The 18381-nt window shown below is 68.3% G+C and carries 15 protein-coding genes; 2 read left to right on the top strand and 13 right to left on the bottom strand.

From position 1 onward, the window contains the following. The first annotated feature begins 364 nt into the window (after positions 1-364). A complete protein-coding gene (locus tag IBL25_RS12015; RefSeq protein WP_187778783.1) occupies positions 365-895 on the top strand; it encodes a fasciclin domain-containing protein in 531 nt (176 codons plus the stop codon). Between the two features lie 291 nt (positions 896-1186). On the opposite strand, the gene IBL25_RS27715 is transcribed toward IBL25_RS12015, so the two are convergent. The 11 genes from IBL25_RS27715 to IBL25_RS11965 form a co-directional block, all read right to left on the bottom strand. Further along, complete coding sequence (locus tag IBL25_RS27715; RefSeq protein ID WP_367615597.1) at positions 1187-1456, bottom strand: lipoprotein N-acyltransferase Lnb domain-containing protein; 270 nt, start codon at positions 1454-1456, stop codon at positions 1187-1189. Between the two features lie 244 nt (positions 1457-1700). Then, positions 1701-3197, bottom strand: a complete 1497-nt coding sequence (locus tag IBL25_RS12010) for a DUF1254 domain-containing protein (protein ID WP_238940377.1) — start codon at positions 3195-3197, stop codon at positions 1701-1703. A 5-nt stretch (positions 3198-3202) separates the two neighbouring features. Next, positions 3203-4642, bottom strand: a complete 1440-nt coding sequence (locus IBL25_RS12005) for a DUF1214 domain-containing protein (RefSeq protein WP_187778782.1) — start codon at positions 4640-4642, stop codon at positions 3203-3205. Positions 4643-4943: 301 nt separating this feature from the next. Then, complete coding sequence (locus tag IBL25_RS12000; protein ID WP_187778781.1) at positions 4944-5108, bottom strand: hypothetical protein; 165 nt, start codon at positions 5106-5108, stop codon at positions 4944-4946. Positions 5109-5233: 125 nt separating this feature from the next. Next, positions 5234-5884 carry a DVUA0089 family protein gene (locus IBL25_RS11995; RefSeq protein WP_187778780.1) on the bottom strand — a complete coding sequence of 217 codons (651 nt, stop codon included), beginning with the start codon at positions 5882-5884 and terminating at the stop codon, positions 5234-5236. Positions 5885-6260: 376 nt separating this feature from the next. Next, positions 6261-7688, bottom strand: a complete 1428-nt coding sequence (locus tag IBL25_RS11990; protein ID WP_187778779.1) for an aminotransferase-like domain-containing protein — start codon at positions 7686-7688, stop codon at positions 6261-6263. Between the two features lie 39 nt (positions 7689-7727). Further along, complete coding sequence (locus IBL25_RS11985) at positions 7728-8621, bottom strand: hydroxymethylglutaryl-CoA lyase (RefSeq protein WP_187778778.1); 894 nt, start codon at positions 8619-8621, stop codon at positions 7728-7730. A gap of 10 nt (positions 8622-8631) precedes the next feature. Then, the gene (locus IBL25_RS11980; RefSeq protein WP_187778777.1) at positions 8632-9909 is read right to left on the bottom strand and encodes a hydroxymethylglutaryl-CoA reductase, degradative; all 1278 of its coding nucleotides are present in this window, start codon (positions 9907-9909) and stop codon (positions 8632-8634) included. A 44-nt stretch (positions 9910-9953) separates the two neighbouring features. Further along, complete coding sequence (locus tag IBL25_RS11975; RefSeq protein WP_187778776.1) at positions 9954-10940, bottom strand: Bug family tripartite tricarboxylate transporter substrate binding protein; 987 nt, start codon at positions 10938-10940, stop codon at positions 9954-9956. A 388-nt stretch (positions 10941-11328) separates the two neighbouring features. Further along, a complete protein-coding gene (locus IBL25_RS11970; RefSeq protein WP_194433689.1) occupies positions 11329-11967 on the bottom strand; it encodes a YcbK family protein in 639 nt (212 codons plus the stop codon). Between the two features lie 356 nt (positions 11968-12323). Then, positions 12324-12785, bottom strand: coding sequence for an Lrp/AsnC ligand binding domain-containing protein (locus tag IBL25_RS11965; RefSeq protein WP_187778774.1), 462 nt, complete (start codon positions 12783-12785; stop codon positions 12324-12326). Between the two features lie 117 nt (positions 12786-12902). Here IBL25_RS11965 and putA point away from each other — a divergent pair, with 117 nt between their 5' ends. Further along, on the top strand, positions 12903-16556 hold the full coding sequence (gene putA / locus IBL25_RS11960; RefSeq protein WP_187778773.1) for a trifunctional transcriptional regulator/proline dehydrogenase/L-glutamate gamma-semialdehyde dehydrogenase: 3654 nt from the start codon (positions 12903-12905) through the stop codon (positions 16554-16556). Here putA and IBL25_RS11955 read toward each other — a convergent pair. Further along, complete coding sequence (locus IBL25_RS11955; RefSeq protein WP_187778772.1) at positions 16553-17089, bottom strand: 3-isopropylmalate dehydratase small subunit; 537 nt, start codon at positions 17087-17089, stop codon at positions 16553-16555. The genes putA and IBL25_RS11955 overlap by 4 nt on opposite strands. Further along, complete coding sequence (locus tag IBL25_RS11950; protein ID WP_187778771.1) at positions 17086-18375, bottom strand: 3-isopropylmalate dehydratase large subunit; 1290 nt, start codon at positions 18373-18375, stop codon at positions 17086-17088. The genes IBL25_RS11955 and IBL25_RS11950 overlap by 4 nt, the downstream gene beginning before the upstream one ends. Positions 18376-18381 lie beyond the last annotated feature (6 nt).

Genomic DNA, 18381 nt, shown 5'->3' with positions numbered 1-18381 from the left:
CGCCATACCCAGAACATGGGAACAGCAATCAAGATCTAACAGGCCTTAGCCAGCATCGTATGCGCCTTCACGCCTGATAGCGCCAGAACGGGATGGCTGTTTGCATTCAGCCTCCATAGAACCTCCGGTAACTCTCAAGGAACGTCGCGATCTCGATCGTGATGGCCGGAAAACAAGGAAGCTACTACTATCATCTGTGACCATCGCCTGACCGGCTGCAGCTCCAGCTTGTTTTTTGGTTGCAACGGATAGGTGAAATCCCTAGCAACTCTCAGGGTTCTGCTGGATCGCTTTTGCCAAGCTAGAGTTATACATTCTCGCCGCTCGGCGGCGCTGACGAGCCGCCGGAAGAGGGGATCGCACCATGTTCCATATTCCTCATCTCATGCGTGCCACTCTGGTTGCAGGCCTGTTCTTGACTGCGGCAGGCGCCGCGCAAGCCCAGAACCGGAACTGCATCGACACCATTGCCGGACTGGAGGGAGCTACCCGCTTCGTGACGGTGGCAACCCGAACCCATGTGGCGCAGGATCTGCGCGAAGTTGGCCCCTACACCATCTTCGTGCCCACCGATGCTGCAATCAACCGCGTGGCGCCCGGGTTGACGAGCATCGTGTTTCCCGACGATCGCGGAGGCACTGGTGCCGCCGACCCGGTGATGGGACCGGCAGTGGTCAACACGCATATCCTGGAAGGGCGCTACACTTCCTCCGCCCTGAAGCCCGGCGAGACGGTGACCACGCGCACCCGCGCCGGGACACAGCTGACGATTTCCAACGACAACGGCACCTTCACCATCACTGCTCCGAATGGAATAAAGGCGACGGTGATCGCGGGTGACAAGCTCTGCTCCAACGGCGTGGTGCATGTCATCGACACTGCTCTGGTACGCTGATGGTCAAGGACGACAACCAATCCTGAGTGATGCCAACCAGAGTTGCAGTGGTGCCGTGTTGCACTTAGCCCGAATGCAGCTTCTCTCTACCTTTCACATTTAACGTAGACCGTTGATTCTCTGCAGGCGCTTGAGAGAGGCTGCCAGGCGCCAAATCTTTATCGCTACACGGCACAGCTAACACAACTCTCGTGGCGGCCGCTTCCGGCTTCGGGGCGGCGTGACTACACCATTGTAGCACCACGACAGCCCTGCGGCAGGTGCTGGGGAATGACAGCGCCGTGCCCCGGTTCATTGAATGCCATCCGGGTGCGGAACTCGCCTCAAGGCTGTCGTCTTTCCCTTGGCGCTCGCGCTGTTCCTGTGCATGCTCCGCGGCCCTAGCCGATGACCGCGTGCGGAGGATATCAGCTTGCGGTTGCACCCATTTCTCCGATGCGCTCTCCGGCCTCTGCGAGGATAGCCGAAGCTGCGACAGTTGCTGGTGAGCGTGTTGTAGAACATCGGCCGTTCTTCAAGCGCCGTCGCCCGGTCCAGGTAGCTCAGGAACAGCCAGCGCATATCTCGGGCGACAGTTGCGGCTCGATCACCGCCCAAACCTTCGCTCAGCCACTCCGATCCGCTCACGCATCCTCCTGCAAGGACAAAGAGCGAAGCGGAACACCGTCGCCAAGCCAAACGGCCCTCAGCCTGCTCGATCAAGATCCCGTCTGAAGGAAAGCTGCTTCTCAGCTCTGGAAACAGGGCGATCTCTGGAGGGAGGATTGGCGGCCGCTGGGCTCACCGCCAGGCGCTGGTTAGCGCATCATCCGACTGCCTCGAAATCGCCAGGCTTCCAGCTTCGGTCAAAGGCAGCCTGCTCCGGACCATAGATCCGGATGTAGGCGAACCAGCCGCGACCAGGCGTTGTCCTGATCCAGCGCTGCTCGTGACCCGCGGGCGCCCGGGGGCCGAAGAACAGATCCGTCGACGCGTTCTGCGACACATCCTTCAGCTCGAACAAGGAGCGCAGCGCCGCCTTATCCTGCTCCGTCTGCACCTGCGACCGGGTTGCGGCATCATAGGCAGTGACGGACCAGAACAGCTTAGCCGGGACCGGGCCAGGAATGCTCAGTCGGTAGTTGCGCCCGCCATCAAGGAAGGCGCCTGTTCCGTCACGCGCGCTCAGCCAGTAGAGCGAGCCGGCCCCGGCACTGCGGCGGAACATTGCTGGGGAGGTCACGATGGCCTGGGCGAACCAGCGGTCGCGCGCTTCCAGGTCCAGGCCGGATGGTGTTTCGAACTGGGCGCTGCCAGGGACCAGCCCAACCCACTCCCATTGCCGGTCCGGCCAATTCAGGCGATCCGCGCGGTCACTGGCGAAGGCGGAGACCAGAAGCTCGTCGCGCCCCGTCCGGGCCGCGCGCTCCAGGACAGCGCGCATCTGAGCATCCGGCGCGAAAGGCTTGCCCTTTTCGATGCCAAGCGCCGCCAGCAGCCCGTACATAGGCAGAAAGTTCTCAGCCAGCGGCTCCTCCTGCACGATACGGTGCAGCACCTCCCAGAACTGGATATTGTCCTCCCACCGGAGGCAAGTGGAATCCATGCGGCGCTCGGTGGTGTCCACATACGTGATCTCGGGCGGGTTGCCTGCGGCGCTCAGCGGATAGAAACGCACCTTCCGCAACGCGTTCAATGCCGCAGGCATGTCCCCGCCCACCGGCATGGCACGGACCGCGAGGAGCAGCTTGTTTGAGGCCGAACGCCCGACATGGTAGCCGCTCGGCACCGGCCCCGCATAACCGGGCGGAAGAACCAGATGCCTGCCGCCTTTTCCCTCATCCGGGCTGGGCAGGCCTACGTCGAGCACCCAGCCTTGATGATGATCGTTGACCAGTCCGATGTATGGACCCGGGGGCACCTCGATGACGACCGGGCCGGCAGCCACGTCGAGTGTCGCCGAGCCATAAGGCGTGTCAGAATTCAGCGTGAAGCCGACCTGGCGTGGCCCGGTGGAAGCGACGCCCATGGCGGTGCCGTCGGATACTCCGACCTCGCGGCTGCCGTTGAAGATCCCCTCCATCGACACGGTCGGATACCAGAAGCGATAGGCGACCACCGCGCGCTGGAGAACAGCCTCGTCCCGCAGGCGGCGGGCGGTGCTGGCATCGGGATAACCCCCCTCGAAGCGGGCGGCAGGCTCGGATGGTTGATTTTGCGCCCGGGCCGCGGTCGCGGTGCCGGCGAGCGCAGCGCCAGCCAGCAGGGCGTGGCGGCGGGAAAGCGGCTGCATCTGGTTGGTCATCTGCTCGTCCTTGTGCATCGGTGCTAGATCCGGACCAGGTCAGGCAGCACCCAGGCTTTGTCGAAGAAGGCCTTCGTGGGAGCATAAAGGCGGAACATCAGCTCGAAGCCACGCTGCGCGTCGGTGGGTACCCAGTTCGCGTCCTGCCCGGCCGGTGCCGCGGGCCCGAAGAACACATCGATCGAGCCATCGGCGTTCTTCTGCATCTCGCGGATCTGCGATGACCGGCTGGCGCGTGGCATGCCGCGGATCAGCGCATGGGTGTTCCGGTCATATGCGGTAACGGACCAGTACTGCTCCACCGGAGCCTGGGGCGGCACAGTGAGGCGATAGGTCCGCGCACCGTCAAGAGCGTTGCCGTCCCGGTCGCGGATGGCGATGAGGTAGAACTGGCCCGCACCCAGCCTCTTCAGGCCAATGTAGCCATAGGTGTAGCACATGCCGCGTGCGTCACTCGGATAGTCGTCCGGGTCGGCGTAGCCGCTAACCTGCGTCTTGATGAACTCGGCCGGCGCGGCAGCCCGCCATTGCGTGTTCTCGAAGAAGCTCGGCCAGCCTTTGTCATACATGGCATCCAGCACTCGCCGCGCATCGCCAATGGCGGCATCCAGAAAGGCGCGGGCTTGAGCGTCCGGCCTGAAAGGCTTGCCTTTCTCGATGCCGATGCTGCGTAACGTGTTGATCATCAGGCGATCACGCGGCAGCCACGCCTCTGCCTGTACGAGGCGGTCGAGGCTGTCGAAGAAGCTGGAATCGTAGCGAATGGTGGAATCGAACAGCACATCCTTGACATCGGTGAAGCGGGTCGGCGGTGGGATGGCGGCCGCGGAGAGCGGGTAGATGCGGATGCGTCGCCCATAGTCGATGGACTTCCGCACATCGGCTTCGTCATGGCTGGCGAGGTTGGAGCGGAACAGCGCATAACCTTCATGCGTGTCGGAGCGCAGCGCGGTGAAGCCCTCGGGGATCGGCTGGTCGTAGCCCGGCGGGACGAAGACGAACCTGCCGCCGGCCCCCTTGTCCACGCCAAGCAGCCCGACATCCTCCAGCGGCATCTGCCAGATATTGACGATGTTGCCGTTGAGCGAGCCGCCGGCATCGCTTGGTGGCACCTCCATCACCACCGGACCTACAGCCTTGGTGTCGAAGAAGGTCATGAAGTAGAGCGTGTCGGGGTTGGGCGTCAGGGTCTGGTTGCGCCAGTCCAGGGGGCGGCCCCAGTGAATCACCTCGTTTACTCTGCCGGCGGTCTTGTCCAGCATCTGCTGGCGCATCAGGTCGTAATTCACAGCCGGCATGCCCCAGATGACCGCCTCCACCGCGCGGTGATGCCGCAGGCGTTCAAGCGGGTCGTTGGACGGCGGAGGAATTGCCGTGGTAGCGCCGCTTGGCTGAGCGGCGGCTGCGACAGGAAGCACAGGTAGAAGAGCAGGCAAAGCCCGCCGCCTGAGCAGGAACGGCATCCCTTCATTCTCCTTGCGCGAGCTGGAGCTTTATGGCGGCTCATTTCGCTTGAGGTGAGGAGGGTAAGACTCCACTCCTGACCCAGGCCATACGGGAAAGACCTGATACAGGATTCGAAAGCATCCGAGAGGCGCAAGCTCATCCAGGCCATGCTCCGCCTCGCTCCCGGTGGAGCTAATTCGGTAGCGGCGCCTTTGGCCAGCGGCTTCCTGCAAGGCCGCACCAGGCTCCTGCGCTCCGGGCAGGCTGCCCGCGATACCACTCACGAGACGAAGCAGACGTCCGCGCTGCCGCCTTCTCTCACACGCCCTCGCCATACGGCAGCCGGAAGGCAAAGTGCGCTTCTGCGACAGCAGCACCATGAGACAAGAGATTGAAGTGAGCGCCACGCCGGCGATCAACAAGCCCGGTTGTCCAGGCAAAGAAGAACCCGGCCGGACTGCCGACATGCGCTTCAACTGGCATTCCCCGTCTCCTGCTGGAGACACGCCAACTGGTGCGCGCGCGTCCTGAGTTCCTGCGGAGACGTGCGAACGGCGGCGTGACGTGGCGGCCCATGGCTCTCGCCACAGGCCGCCACGCCAGGATTCTCAGGCCCCGATCTTCCTGCGGCGGATGAAGCCCAGGCCAGCCAGGCCGAGGCCGAACAAGGACAGGGAGGCGGGTTCCGGCACGGCAACGGCGGTCGTGACATTCAGGACATCAACCGCCCAGTGACTCGCGCGGGCACAGCCCTCCTCCCCCGAGGCGTCGTTGAAGGCCGGGCCGCTCGTGGGGCAGCCGATATAGACGGTGAAGTTGCCCTCACCCAGCCGCCAGAACCCATCGGCCAGGTTGCCGAAGGAATAGTTGTCGTACTGCGTCAGGGCCACGGTGTAGGTGCCCGGCTCCAGCAGCGTGGTCAGGAAAGCGTCCCAGGCCGAGCTGGTCAGGGCATCGGTTCCAACCACGCCAAAGCCGCCGTCGTCACCGACACCAACCAGCGCCCCCGAAGCATCGAACAGGGACAGGATGGGATCGAAGCCACCACGCGCGATCGTCTCCCCAGCCGCATTGGTGCCGCCGGCGTAGGACAGCGTGCGCAGCGTCACCGTGGATGTTGAATCCAGGCTGAAGTTGAACAGCTGGACCGCGTCATCGGTACCGAAGTTACCTGTAAAGGAAAAGTCTGCTGCCGATGCCGGCAGACCACCCATCAGCAACGCCATGGCGGCTGACGCCGCCAAAATCGTCTTTCGCATGGTTCAGCTCCCATTCCCGGAATTGGGCAGGTGATCCGGTGCAAAGGCCGTGCCAACGTTTCGAACCAGCAACTTATTGACAGCCTGAAGCGTGAGCGTAAAATTTTCCGACGCTGAGACGCCTCCTTGGCGAGGAGGCAAAAGCGCGCCGACGGGAGGAATATCTCCTCCACCCGCGCGTCATCCACCGCCTGAGGCTGAGGCAGCGGGCTGCTGAAGCAGCGGCAAGAAATGAAAAATTACGCGGCAAAATCAGAGGAAAATATCACGATGATCCGCCGGGCGCGGCGCCGAAGGTGAAACGGTGGCCTCGGGGGAAGCCGCGCGCGTTCCGGCGCCACAAGGCTTGTCGAAGGCAGCCGGTCCGTAGAGGGGGTTAGCGGGACAGGGCCGAAGCGCCTGTCTCGCGCGCATCAAGCGAGTGCCTGAGGAACGAGAGAAAGCGAGGGTCGTTCGCGTAGGCGACGTTGACCCGCATCATCGCGGGATGCCCGGCATCGGCCTGGCCCGGCCGGAAGACCGAGCCCGGCGCGAGGAAGATGCCCTGGGCCGAGGCATGGTGGCACAGCTGGGCCTCGTCGAGGCCCTCGGGCAGCGGAACCCAGAGGTAAAGGCCGCCACCGGGCGGCACCCCGACCGGCCAGCCGGCTGCCGCGAGATTCGCCACGGCCGTGTCGGTCCCCTTGTCGATGCGAGCCCTCAGGCGGCGGAGATGGCGGAGATAGTGTCCCCCCTGGATGAGATGCGCGACGAAGCGCTCGGCGAAGCCGGAGGTCGAGACCACCATCAGCATCTTCAGGTCGTTCAGCGCCCCGATCACGGAGGGCTCCGCCGCGACATAACCGACGCGCAGCGACGCGGAGAGCGTCTTTGAGAAGGTCCCGACATAGATGACGCGGCGGAGGCCATCGAGCGCCGCGAGGCGGGGGCTGGTGGCCGGCAGGATATCGGCGAAGGGGTCGCATTCCACGATGGTCGCGCCGTGCCGCTCGGCGGCGAGCACCACGCGGTGGGCAACGGCGGGCGACAAGGTGCCGCCGGTGGGATTATGCGCCAGGGACTGGGTGAAGAAGGCCTTCGGCCGGAACTCGGCGAGCTTGGCTTCGAGGTCGTCCGGGTCGGGCCCGTTGGGCAGGCGGCGCACGCCCAGGGCGCGGACGCGCGCGAGCCGGAGCTTGCCAAAGAGCGGGTAATAGCCTGGATCATCCACGAGGACGGTGTCGCCGGCCTCGGTGAGATGGCGGATGACGATGTCGAAGGCATGGTTCGCGCCGAAGGTCATCAACACCTGCTCGGGGGAGCAGGAAATCCCGCGCTCCACCAGCGACAGCGCGATGCGCTCCCGCAGCGGCAGGAAGCCCCAGGAGCTGCCGTAGCCGTGCTCGACGCTGCCACCGGGCCGCCACTTGCCGCCGGCGAACTGCGCGGCCAGCTCGGAACCCTCCATCCAGGAAGGCGGCGGGCGCCCGTCCCCCGGCCGCACCTCGTGCCGGGCTTCGAGCTGCCCGCGCAGCAGGGAGACGGTGTCGATCGCCTCGGCCAGGTGCGGCGGCACGCGGGCCCGCGCGGGCCGGATGGCAGCGGAGGCGAAATAGCCGGCGCCCCTGCGGGCCTCCAGATGCCCCGAGGCCACGAGGCGGTCATAGGCCTCGGCCATGGTGTTCTTCGACACGCCGTGGTTCACCGCGGCGGAGCGGATGGAGGCGAGGCGTTCCCCGGGCGCCAGGAGCCCGCGCTCGATCGCATCGGCCAGCCGCCGCACGATCTCCTCCACGCGGGTCGCGGGGCGCCCCGGCTGCCGCATGCCCAATCTCCGCAAACTCCTGTTCCGGCCGGGCCAAGTCTAGCCGAGCGCGCGGGCCACCCGCGAGCCCGTCGGCTGGCCCAGCGCCGCGCAGATGGCCGCGCCCGCGGCATGGAGGCGGTGGAGGTCCACGCCCGTCTCGATGCCCATGCCGTGCAGCATATAGACCAGATCCTCCGTCGCCACATTGCCGCTGGCGCCCTTCGCGTAAGGGCAGCCCCCCAGCCCCGCCACGGCGCTGTCGACCACCGAGACGCCCAGGTCGAGGCAGGCCAGGATATTCGCCAGGGCCTGCCCATAGGTGTCGTGGAAATGCAGGGCCAGCCGGTCCACCGGCACGGCCTCCGCCACGGCTTCCACCATCCGCCTGGCCTTCACCGGCGTGCCGGTGCCGATGGTGTCTCCCAGCGAGACCTCGTAGCAGCCCATCGCCGCCAGGGCGGCCGCGACCGAACGCACGGCCGCCGGGGCGACCTCGCCTTCATAGGGGCAGCCGAGGACGCAGGAGACATAGCCCCGCACGCGCAGGCCGGCGGCCAACGCCCGCTCGACGACGGGGGCGAAGCGATCCAGGCTTTCGGCGATGGAACAGTTGATGTTCCTGCGGGAAAAGGCCTCGGAGGCCGCGCCGAAGACCGCGACCTCCTCCACCCCGGCCGCGAGCGCCGCCTCCAGCCCCTGGAGGTTCGGCACGAGCACGGGCAGGGCGACGCCGGGCAGAGGGCGGAGCCGGGCCAGCACCTCCGCCGTCGCCGCCATCTGCGGCACCCATCGCGGCGACACGAAGCTGCCGGCCTCGATCACCCGCAGCCCCGCGCCGGCCAGGGCCTCGATCAGCGCCACCTTCGCCTCGACCGGGACGGCCACGGCCTCGTTCTGCAGGCCGTCGCGCGGCCCGACCTCGACGATCCTGACGCGGCCGGGATATGCCACGGGCGCCTCCTCAGCCCGCGCGGAGCTTCGCCAGCTCCTCCGCCGCGACATCCCCCCGTACCTGCCGGCGCGCGACCAGCAGGGCCGCCAGCTTCTCCACCTCCTTGCCCACGGCGCCGGCCGCGATGGCGACGTTCTGCGCGTGCAGCGCCATGTGCCCCTGCTGGATGCCGACGGTCGCCAGCGCCTTCATGGCACCGAAGTTCTGCGCCAGGCCGACGGCCGCGATGATCCGCGCCAGCTCCGCCGCCGTCTTCACCCCCAGGACCTTGAGACAGGCCTGCGCCGTGGGATGCACCTTGGTGGCGCCGCCGACAAGGCCTACGGGAAGCGGCATTTCCAGCACGCCCGCCAGGGAGCCATCGGCCGTCACCTCCCAGCGCGTCAGGCTGGTGTAGCGGCCGTCGCGGGCGGCATAGGCATGGGCGCCGGCCTCCACGGCCCGCGTGTCGTTGCCTGTGGCCAGCACCACGGCGGAGACACCGTTCATGATGCCCTTGTTGTGAGTGGCGGCGCGGTAGGGGTCGGCCTCCGCGAAGTGGTAGGCGGCGATCATGCCGTCGCGCACCGCCTCCCCCCCGATGGCCGCGACCGGCCAGACCGCCCGGGCGCGGGCGAGCCGCCGGTCCGCGAGGTTGGACAGGATGCGGAGGAAGACCTTGCCGCCTGTCCATTGCTCGATGGAAGGCGCCAGGGTTTCCGCCATGGTATTGACGGTATTGGCCCCCATCGCGTCGCGCGTATCCACGATCAGGTGCGTCACCACCATCGGCCCGCCCTTGGAGGGGACCACCCGCACCTCGAGGTCGCGGAAGCCACCGCCGAGGCGGACCAGCATCGGGTCGCAGCCGTCGCAGACCGCCGCGATCTCCTCACGGTGCTCCAGGATGCGGATGCGCGCGTTCTCGGGGTCGGGGACGCCCACCAACTGTACCTGCGCGATCATCAGGTTGCCGGAGACGGAGGTGACGAAGCCACCATTCTCGTAGCACTGGCGGGCGGAGTTGCAGACGGCGGCGACGACGGAGGATTCCTCCGTCGCCATCGGCACGAGGACATCGCGGCCATCCACCCGCATGTTCGTCGCGATGCCGACGGGGATCGCGATGGTCGAGACGGTGTTCTCGATCATGTGGTCGGCCAGGTGCGTGTCAATGTTGCCGGCGCGCCGGAGCTGCGCGACGGCCCCGGCATCGAGGCCGGAAAACGCCTCGACGGCGGCGAGCCGCTCCTCCGGGTTCATGCGGTGGAAGCCGGAGATGCGGGACGTCAGGTTGCTGATGGGCATCGGATGGTCCTGTGGGAGATCGGGGCGCGGAGACGGTGCCGCCCTTATTCCAGGCGGATATTCGCCTCGCGGATCACGGAGCCCCAGCGCGCGGTGTCGGCAGCCAGGGTCCGCCGCAGCACCTCGGCATCGCCCGAGACGAGCTGCACGCCCTGCTCGGCGAGGCGCGCGCGGATCGTGGGGTCCTCGGTGGCGGCGCGGAGGGCCGCCGCGGCCCGGGCGATGACCGGGCCAGGGGTGCCCGCCGGCGCGAAGAGGCCCTGCCAGAAGAAGACCTCGAAGCCCGGCAGCGTCTCACCGATCGGCGGCAGGTCGGGGTAATCCGCCAGGCGCTGCGGCGCGGTCACGGAGAGGCCGCGCGTGGCGCCTTCCCGCAGGGTCGGCGCGGCTTCCTGCGGCGCCTGGAACATGGCGTGGACACGCCCCTGGCGCAGGTCCAGCGCGGCCGGCGCGCCGCCACGGTAGGGCACATGGACGATGTCGATCCCCGTGCGCGCCTTGAACAGCTCCAGGCACAGGTGGCTGACGGCGCCGGTGCCCGGCGAGGCGAAGCTCACCTTGCCCGGATTGGCCTTCGCGTAGTCGATCAGCTCGGCGGTCGTGCTCACCGGCAGGGAGGGATGGACATGCAGGATGAAGGGGGTCTGGAACACCATCCCGATCGGGTCCAGCTCGCGGCCGGGGTCCTTCGGGGTGAGGTTCGGCTGCAGCGTCTGGTTGATGGCGAGGGTGGTGGTGCCCATGACCAGCGTGTAGCCATCCGGCCGCGCGCGGGCGACCGCCGTGGCGGCGACGGAGGTCGCGGCGCCCGGGCGGTTCTCGATGACCACGGGCACAGCGAGCTCGCGCGTCATGCGCTCCGCGACCGCGCGGGAGGCGAGGTCGGTGACGCCGCCGGGTGGGTAGCCCTCAACAATCGTGACGGCACGGGCCGGCCAGGCGCCTGACGCGTCCTGGGCCCGCGCGGCACCGGGTGCGAGCAACAATGCCGGCAGACCCATGCTGCCGGTGAGGACCATGCGGCGGTTCATGTGACGCCCCTCCATGTTTTTGACTGATTGGAGGGAAAATTGTCCCAGTGAGCAGGGGATGAGAAGGGACAGTTTATCTGTTTTTGAGTGGGACAGCGTTCGAGCCTAGGAAGGCAACAGACCTGAGCACCGAGGCAGGGGCAGGGCCTGGCCGCTCGACGGTGGCTCGGAGGCAACCTGGGTGATGGCCGCCTTCCCGCTGCTTCCCCCTGAGAACAGGCAAGCCTGATAGAGCCAGGGCCAGGTGGCGGAGTGGCGCCCCTGCTCCGGGCGGACCAGGGCTGGTGTCAGGCCGCCGGCCTTGTTCCGTTGTCCGCCCCTGTGCCTCGTGGGGGTGCGCCCTGGACAAGACGCGACGAGGGCTGTTGCAACCCATCCACTGCCGGCCTCAGCGCCGGCGCAGGCTGGCCCAGGCCTCCGCCATGCGGTCGATCCGCTGCTCGGCAGGTGTGCGGGGTGGCGGCCCCTTCACCACGGGCGCGGCAAGGGCCGGGCCGCCGTCGATCCAGCGCCGCACCGGGCCGGAATCGAGGTGGATGAAGCCATGCGCCGGGTACAGTCCAACACCGCCACGGCCCAGCTTGAATGCCGCTTCCCCGAAGTTGTCGAATCTTGCTCTGGAGATCTGCAGGTCCAGCGCGGCCGCGCGCAGGTGCTGGCTGTTGACGGCGCCGTTCACCTCGCGGTTCGTGGCCTCCGTCCGGTAGCCGGATAACACAATGAGTTCCGCCATGCGCTGCCGGCGGCCCATTTCCCAAACGATGTCGATGGCAGCGACGTCGAAGGACCGGGTCTCGCCGGTGCGGGTATCGGCAAGCACTTCCGAGAGTTCCGCCATGGCCACCAGGTCCGCCGCGCGGCCGTTGTGATAGATGCCGGAGAAGGCGGCGCCTGATGCCGCGTGGCGCAGCTGAATCCTGCGCGCGTCGGATGGGCCGGGCAAGGGGAGCGTGGCGGCCGAGGTCGATCCGGGCTTTGCCAATAATGCGGTCGTGAGCGAGGTAATGCAGAAGATCCGGCGGCGCATGCAGGCATGCTAGACCGTTTTTATTAGTTTCGAAATGGAAACTGAATTGATCCGGCAGATTCTCGTCTGGCTCAATTAATTGAAATGGAATAACAGATTTTAAAGGCACAAAGCAGCACGGTGCTTGTTCCTGCGCAATCCACCGTTGGCGCCCGCTTCTGGTTCTCGAGCCTGTCCGATCTGTCCGATGATGAATGGATGTGCCTGACGCCCTCGCCCGGGATGCCGGGCGGCGGCGGCACCGACGGAAGAAGGGTTCCAGGCCGCACCTGGCGGCCGGCACGCGGAAGCCTCTGCTCAACTCGCCGCAGGCCCATCACAACCTCTGGCCGGTGGTCCAGCCTCAGCGGCGAGGCTCACAGCGGCAGCGGCGCATCGCTCTTCACCTCCTCCATCACGGCATAGGTCCGCGTCTCCCGCACCCCAGGCAGGCCCAGCAGCACCGTGCCGAGGAAGGTGCGGTAGGCCGCCATGTCGCGCACCCGCGTCTTCACCAGGTAGTCGAAGCCGCCGGCCACCATGTGGCATTCCAGCACTTCCGGCGCGCGGTTCACCGCCGCGGCGAAGCGGTCGAAGACATCCGGCGTCGTCTTGTCCAGCAGCACCTCCACGAAGACCAGCAGGCCGAAGCCGAGTTGCTGCGGGTCCAGCCGCGCGCCGAAGCCGGTGACCAGCCCATCCTTCAGCAGCCGCCGCATGCGCTCGCTGGTGGCGGTGGGCGAAAGGCCGATACGGTCCGCGAGTTCGAGGTTGGTGATTCTCCCCTCCCGCTGCAGCACGGCCAGGATGGCGCGGTCGGTCTGGTCGATCTTCTGCATGATTCTCTACCGAATGGCCCTAAAGCCGCGCTTTCTACGGCGAAGCCTGCCAAACCGCTATTTCGATCTGGCGGGCAAGACCTAAAATCCAGGCCTTCCCGCCGAGATGACGCGACCATGAGCACCACCGCCCCAGCCATCGCCCCCGCGCCGCAGCCCTTCCGGCCCTTCCTGGAAGACCTGCACCCGCAGACGCCGCTGCGCGCCGCCATCACCGCCGCCTATCGCCGCCCCGAGACCGCCTGCCTGCCGCCGCTGCTGGAGCAGGCCGCCCTGCCGGCGGAACAGGAGGCCGCCACGGCGGCGCTGGCGCGGCGCCTCGTCACCGCCCTGCGCGGCAAGCGCCGGGGCAGCGGGGTGGAGGCCCTGGTGCAGGAATTCTCCCTCTCCTCCCAGGAAGGCGTGGCGCTGATGTGCCTGGCGGAGGCGCTGCTGCGCATCCCCGACACCGCCACGCGGGATGCGCTGATCCGCGACAAGATCGGCGGCGGCGATTGGCGGGCGCATCTCGGCCATTCGCCCTCGCTCTTCGTCAATGCCGCCACCTGGGGGCTGGTGGTCACCGGTCGGCTTTCGGCCACCAATAGCGAGGCCGGGCTCGGCTCGGCCCTGACCCGGCTGATCGCCCGCGCGGGGGAGCCGGTGATCCGCCGGGGCGTCGATCTCGCCATGCGGATGATGGGCGAGCAATTCGTCACCGGCCAGACCATCGAGGAAGCCCTGGCCCGCAGCCGCGCCATGGAGGCCAAGGGCTTCCGCTATTCCTATGACATGCTGGGCGAGGCCGCGACCACGGCCGCCGATGCCAACCGCTATTTCCGCGACTATGAGACCGCCATCCACGCCATCGGCAAGGCTTCCGCCGGCCGGGGCATCCAGCAAGGCCCAGGCATCTCCATCAAGCTTTCCGCCCTGCACCCGCGCTACAGCCGGGCGCAGCGGCAGCGGGTGATGGAGGAGCTGCTGCCGCGCGTGGCGGAACTGGCCGTGCTGGCCCGCCGCTACGACATCGGCCTGAACATCGACGCGGAGGAAGCCGACCGGCTGGAACTCTCGCTCGACCTGCTGGAGGCGCTCTGCCAGGACGAGCGCCTGGCGGGCTGGGATGGCGTGGGCTTCGTCATCCAGGCCTATCAGCGCCGCGCGCCCTTCGTGGTGGATTTCGTGGTGGACCTCGCCCGCCGCACGCAGCGCCGCATGATGGTGCGGCTGGTGAAGGGCGCCTATTGGGACAGCGAGATCAAGCGCGCGCAACTGGACGGGTTGGAAGACTTCCCGGTCTTCACGCGCAAGATCCACACGGATGTCTCCTACCTCGCCTGCGCGCGGCGGCTGCTGGCGGCGCCCGATGCCGTCTTCCCGCAATTCGCCACGCATAACGCGCGCACCCTGGCCGCCATCCACAGCATGGCCGGCCCGGCAAAGTGGCAGCCCGGGCAATACGAATTCCAATGCCTGCACGGCATGGGCGAGCCGCTCTACGAGGAAGTGGTGGGCCCGGAGCGGCTGAACCGCCCCTGCCGCATCTACGCGCCCGTCGGCACGCATGAGACGCTGCTGGCCTATCTGGTGCGGCGGCTGCTGGAGAACGGCGCCAATTCCTCCTTCGTCAACCGCATCAACGACCCCGCCGTGCCGGTGGAGATGCTGGTGGCCGACCCGGTGGCCGAGGCCCGCGCGCTGTCCCCCCTCGGCCGCCCGCACGATGCCATCGCCCTGCCGCGCGACCTTTTCGGCGACGACCGCCCCAATTCCGCCGGGCTCGACCTGACGAACGAGGAGCGCCTCGCCGCCCTCGGCGCCACCCTGCGGGACCATGCCACGCCGCTGCTGGCGGCGCCGGGCGCCGTGGCCGACAGCCGGCAGGAGGTCCGCAACCCCGCCGACCGGCGCGACCTGGTCGGCCATGTGGTGGAGGCCGATGATGCCGTGGTGGATGCCGCCCTGGCCCGCGCGGTGGCTGCCGCGCCGGGCTGGGCCGCCACCTCGCCGGCCCAGCGCGCCGCCATGCTGGAGCGTGCCGCCACGCTGATGGAGGCACGCATGGAGGCCCTGCTCGGCCCCATCGTGCGGGAGGCCGGCAAGTCCCTGCCCAATGCGGTGGGCGAGGTGCGGGAGGCGGTGGACTTTCTGCGCTACTACGCCACCCAGGCGCGCGGCTTCACCGCCGCGCACCGGCCGCTCGGCCCGGTGGTCTGCATCTCTCCCTGGAACTTCCCGCTGGCCATCTTCACCGGCCAGGTGGCGGCGGCGCTGGTGGCGGGCAACCCCGTGCTGGCCAAGCCGGCGGAGGAAGTGCCGCTGATCGCCTCCCTGGCCGTGGCGCTGCTGCATGAGGCGGGCGTGCCGCCGGCGGTGCTGCAACTGCTGCCCGGCGAGGGCAAGGTGGGCGCGCGGCTGGTGGCCGACTCGCGCGCCGAGGGCGTGATGTTCACCGGCTCCACCGATGTGGCGCGGCTGATCCAGCGCCAGCTCGCCGGGCGCCTCGGCGCGGGCGGGCGGCCCGTGCCGCTGGTGGCCGAGACCGGCGGGCAGAATGCCATGGTGGTGGACAGTTCCGCGCTGGCGGAACAGGTGGTGGCGGATGTCATGGCCTCCGCCTTCGACAGCGCCGGGCAGCGTTGTTCCGCCCTGCGCCTGCTGTGCTTGCAGGAGGATATCGCGGAGCGTGTGCTGACCATGCTGAAGGGCGCCCTGGCGGAACTGCGCCTGGGCAACCCCGCACGGCTGAGCACCGATATCGGCCCCGTCATCACCGAGGAAGCGCGCGCCGGCATCCAGAAGCATATCGACGCCATGCGCGCCGCCGGCCGCCCGGTGCATGCCCTGCCGCTGCCGGCCGAGTGCCGCGAGGGCAGCTTCGTCGCGCCCACCATCATCGAGATCGGCAAGGTCACCGAGCTGGAGCGGGAAGTCTTCGGCCCCGTGCTGCATGTGCTGCGCTTCCGGCGGGAGGGCATGGAGGCGCTGGTGCGCGACATCAATGCTACCGGCTATGGCCTCACCTTCGGCGCGCATTCGCGCATCGACGAAACCATCGCGCGGCTGACGGACTGGGCGGGCGCGGGCAATATCTACATCAACCGCAACATCATCGGCGCCGTGGTGGGGGTGCAGCCCTTCGGCGGGCATGGGCTCTCCGGCACCGGGCCCAAGGCAGGCGGGCCGCTCTACCTGCGGCGCCTGCTGGCGGCCTCCCCGGCCGAGCCGCCGCTGCCCGCCACCTCTGCCCTGCCGGAAGCCACGGCCTTCCTGGACTGGCTGCGCGGGCGGGGCGAGGCCGCGCTGGCCGCGCGCTGCGCGGAACAGGTGGCGGCCTCCCGCTGCGGGCTGGAGATCACCCTCCCCGGCCCGGTTGGCGAGTTGAACCGCTATGCGCTGCACCCGCGCGGCACGGTGCTGTGCCATGCCACGACGCGGGAGGGGCTGGCCCTGCAGGCGGCGGCCTGCCTCTCCACCGGCAATGCCGTGCGCGTCCAGGCACCGAAGGAGGCGCTGGCGCTGTTGGACGGGCTGCCCCCCGCTCTGGCATCCCGCCTGCGGCCGGCGGGCGGCGATGACCTCCGCGCTTGCGCCGCCGTGCTCTTCGACGGAGAAGCGGAGACGCTGCGCGGCCTGAACCGCGACCTCGCCGCGCAGCAGGGCCCGCTGCGCCCGGTGCTGCTGCCGGAGGAGAGCGGTCTCTACCGGCCGGACATGCTGCTGCTGGAACGCTCCGTCAGCACCAACACCGCCGCGGCCGGCGGCAATGCCAGCCTGATGAGCCTCTAGGCCCCGGCGGCGGCCGCGCGGCGTTCGGCGAATTCCCGCTCCAGCAGCGGGATGGAGCCGCCGGCCTGCCAGATCTGCACCATGCGGGGCGAGAAGGGCCGGGCGCGCAGCACCGTGCCAGCGGCGGTGCGGATGATGCCCGTCGCCGGGTTCGCCTCGATCACCTCGCCATCCTGCACGGCATCGGTGATGCCGGGGCAGGTCATGATCGGCAGGCCGACATTCAGCGCGCGGCGGATGATGCCGGATTCACAGGACTCCACGATCACCACGGCGATGCCGGATGCCTTGATGGCAACGCTGACCTCGACATGGTTGTGGTGGCCGAAGTTGCGGCCGCCCACCACGATGTCGCCGGGCCGCACCTCGGCCGGGAACTCGGGCCGCAGGCGGCGGAAGCACATGGCCCGCAGCGCCTCCTCGTCGAAGGCCTTGCCGAAGCCCTCGCGCACGATCGAGAATTCGATGATCCCGTCATCGCCGCTGATGTTGTCGCCGAACTTCCAGACGCGGCCGTGCAGGGATTCGCTCATGACAAGGCTCCCGCCGGCTGCATCGCCAGCATCCCGCGCGGGTCCACGATCCGTCCCGCCACGGCGGCGGCGGCCACCGCATAGGGGCCGGCGAGAAAGACTTCCGCCGAGCGGCTGCCGTTGCGGCCCTGGTAGTTGAACTGCTGCGTCGAGATCAGCACCTCATGGTCGTTCAACTGGCCCTGGTAGCCCCAGCAGGTGGTGCAGCCCGGGGCCAGCACCGTGGCGCCGGCATCGGAGAAGACTTCCAGCAATCCCTCCCGCGCCGCCGCCGAATAGACCTCCCGGCTTCCCGGCGTGATGTAGAGCGTGACATGCCGCGCCACCTGGCGGCCGCGCAGGATCTCGGCCGCCGCGCGCATGTCGTCCAGCCGGTTGCCGGCGCAGGAACCGATGGTGGCCTGGTCGATCCGCCGCCCGCTCACCTCCTCCACCGGCACGCCGCCATGCAGGTCCGGCGGCCGCGTCACCATGGGGGAGAGGGCGGAAAGGTCGTAGCTCGCCTCCAGCACGTATTCGGCGTCCGGGTCGGCTTCCACCACCTGCCAGGGGCCGGCCGCGCGGGCCTCGACATAGGCGCGGGCCACCGCATCCACCGGCATCACCCCGGTATAGGCGCCGCTGTGGAAGAGCGAGGCCAGGATGGTCTGGCGGTCGTCCAGCGAGAGGCTGGCGATGGCCGGGCCGGTGAATTCGACGCAGCAGCCCAGCAGGCGGTCGGTCGCGCCATAGTCGCGGATGATGGTCTGGATCAGGTCCCGCGCCGTGACACCGAAAGGCAGCTTGCCCGTCAGGGTGATGCGGGCGGAGGGCGGCACCGCCAGCCAGTTCTGGTTCTCGATGAGGGAGACGACGACCTCGGTGGAGATCGGGATGTTCAGCGCGCCGACGGCGCCGAGGCTGGCGATATTGCCTTCATCCGAGAAGATCAGCAGCCCCGGCCGCGCCAGGCCGCGCTCCACCATCATGAGGTGGCGCAAACCGCTGCCGGGGCCGAAGAAGTTCTCGATCCCCTGCGCCTCGCACCAATCCCGCAGGGAGCGGTGCGTCTGGTAGTGGTGCGAGCCCATGGCGGCGGAGGTGGAATGGTCGATCACCATCACCGCCTTGTCGGGGCGCGGGATGCGCTCCACCCCGATGCGCTCCAGGTTCCGCTGGTGGCCGGGCCAGAACAGTTCCTGGCACACGGTGTAATCGGCCGAGACGGTGACATATTCCCCGACCTCCACCGCCTCCCGCCCCAGGGCGCGGGCGATGATCTTCTGCGCGACCGTCTGGCCCGGCATGCTTTC

The organism is Pseudoroseomonas ludipueritiae (assembly GCF_014490445.1).
GTDB lineage: Bacteria > Pseudomonadota > Alphaproteobacteria > Acetobacterales > Acetobacteraceae > Pseudoroseomonas > Pseudoroseomonas ludipueritiae.
Note: the sequence above shows the minus strand (reverse complement) of the source record. Positions and strands in the feature narration are given on the sequence as shown.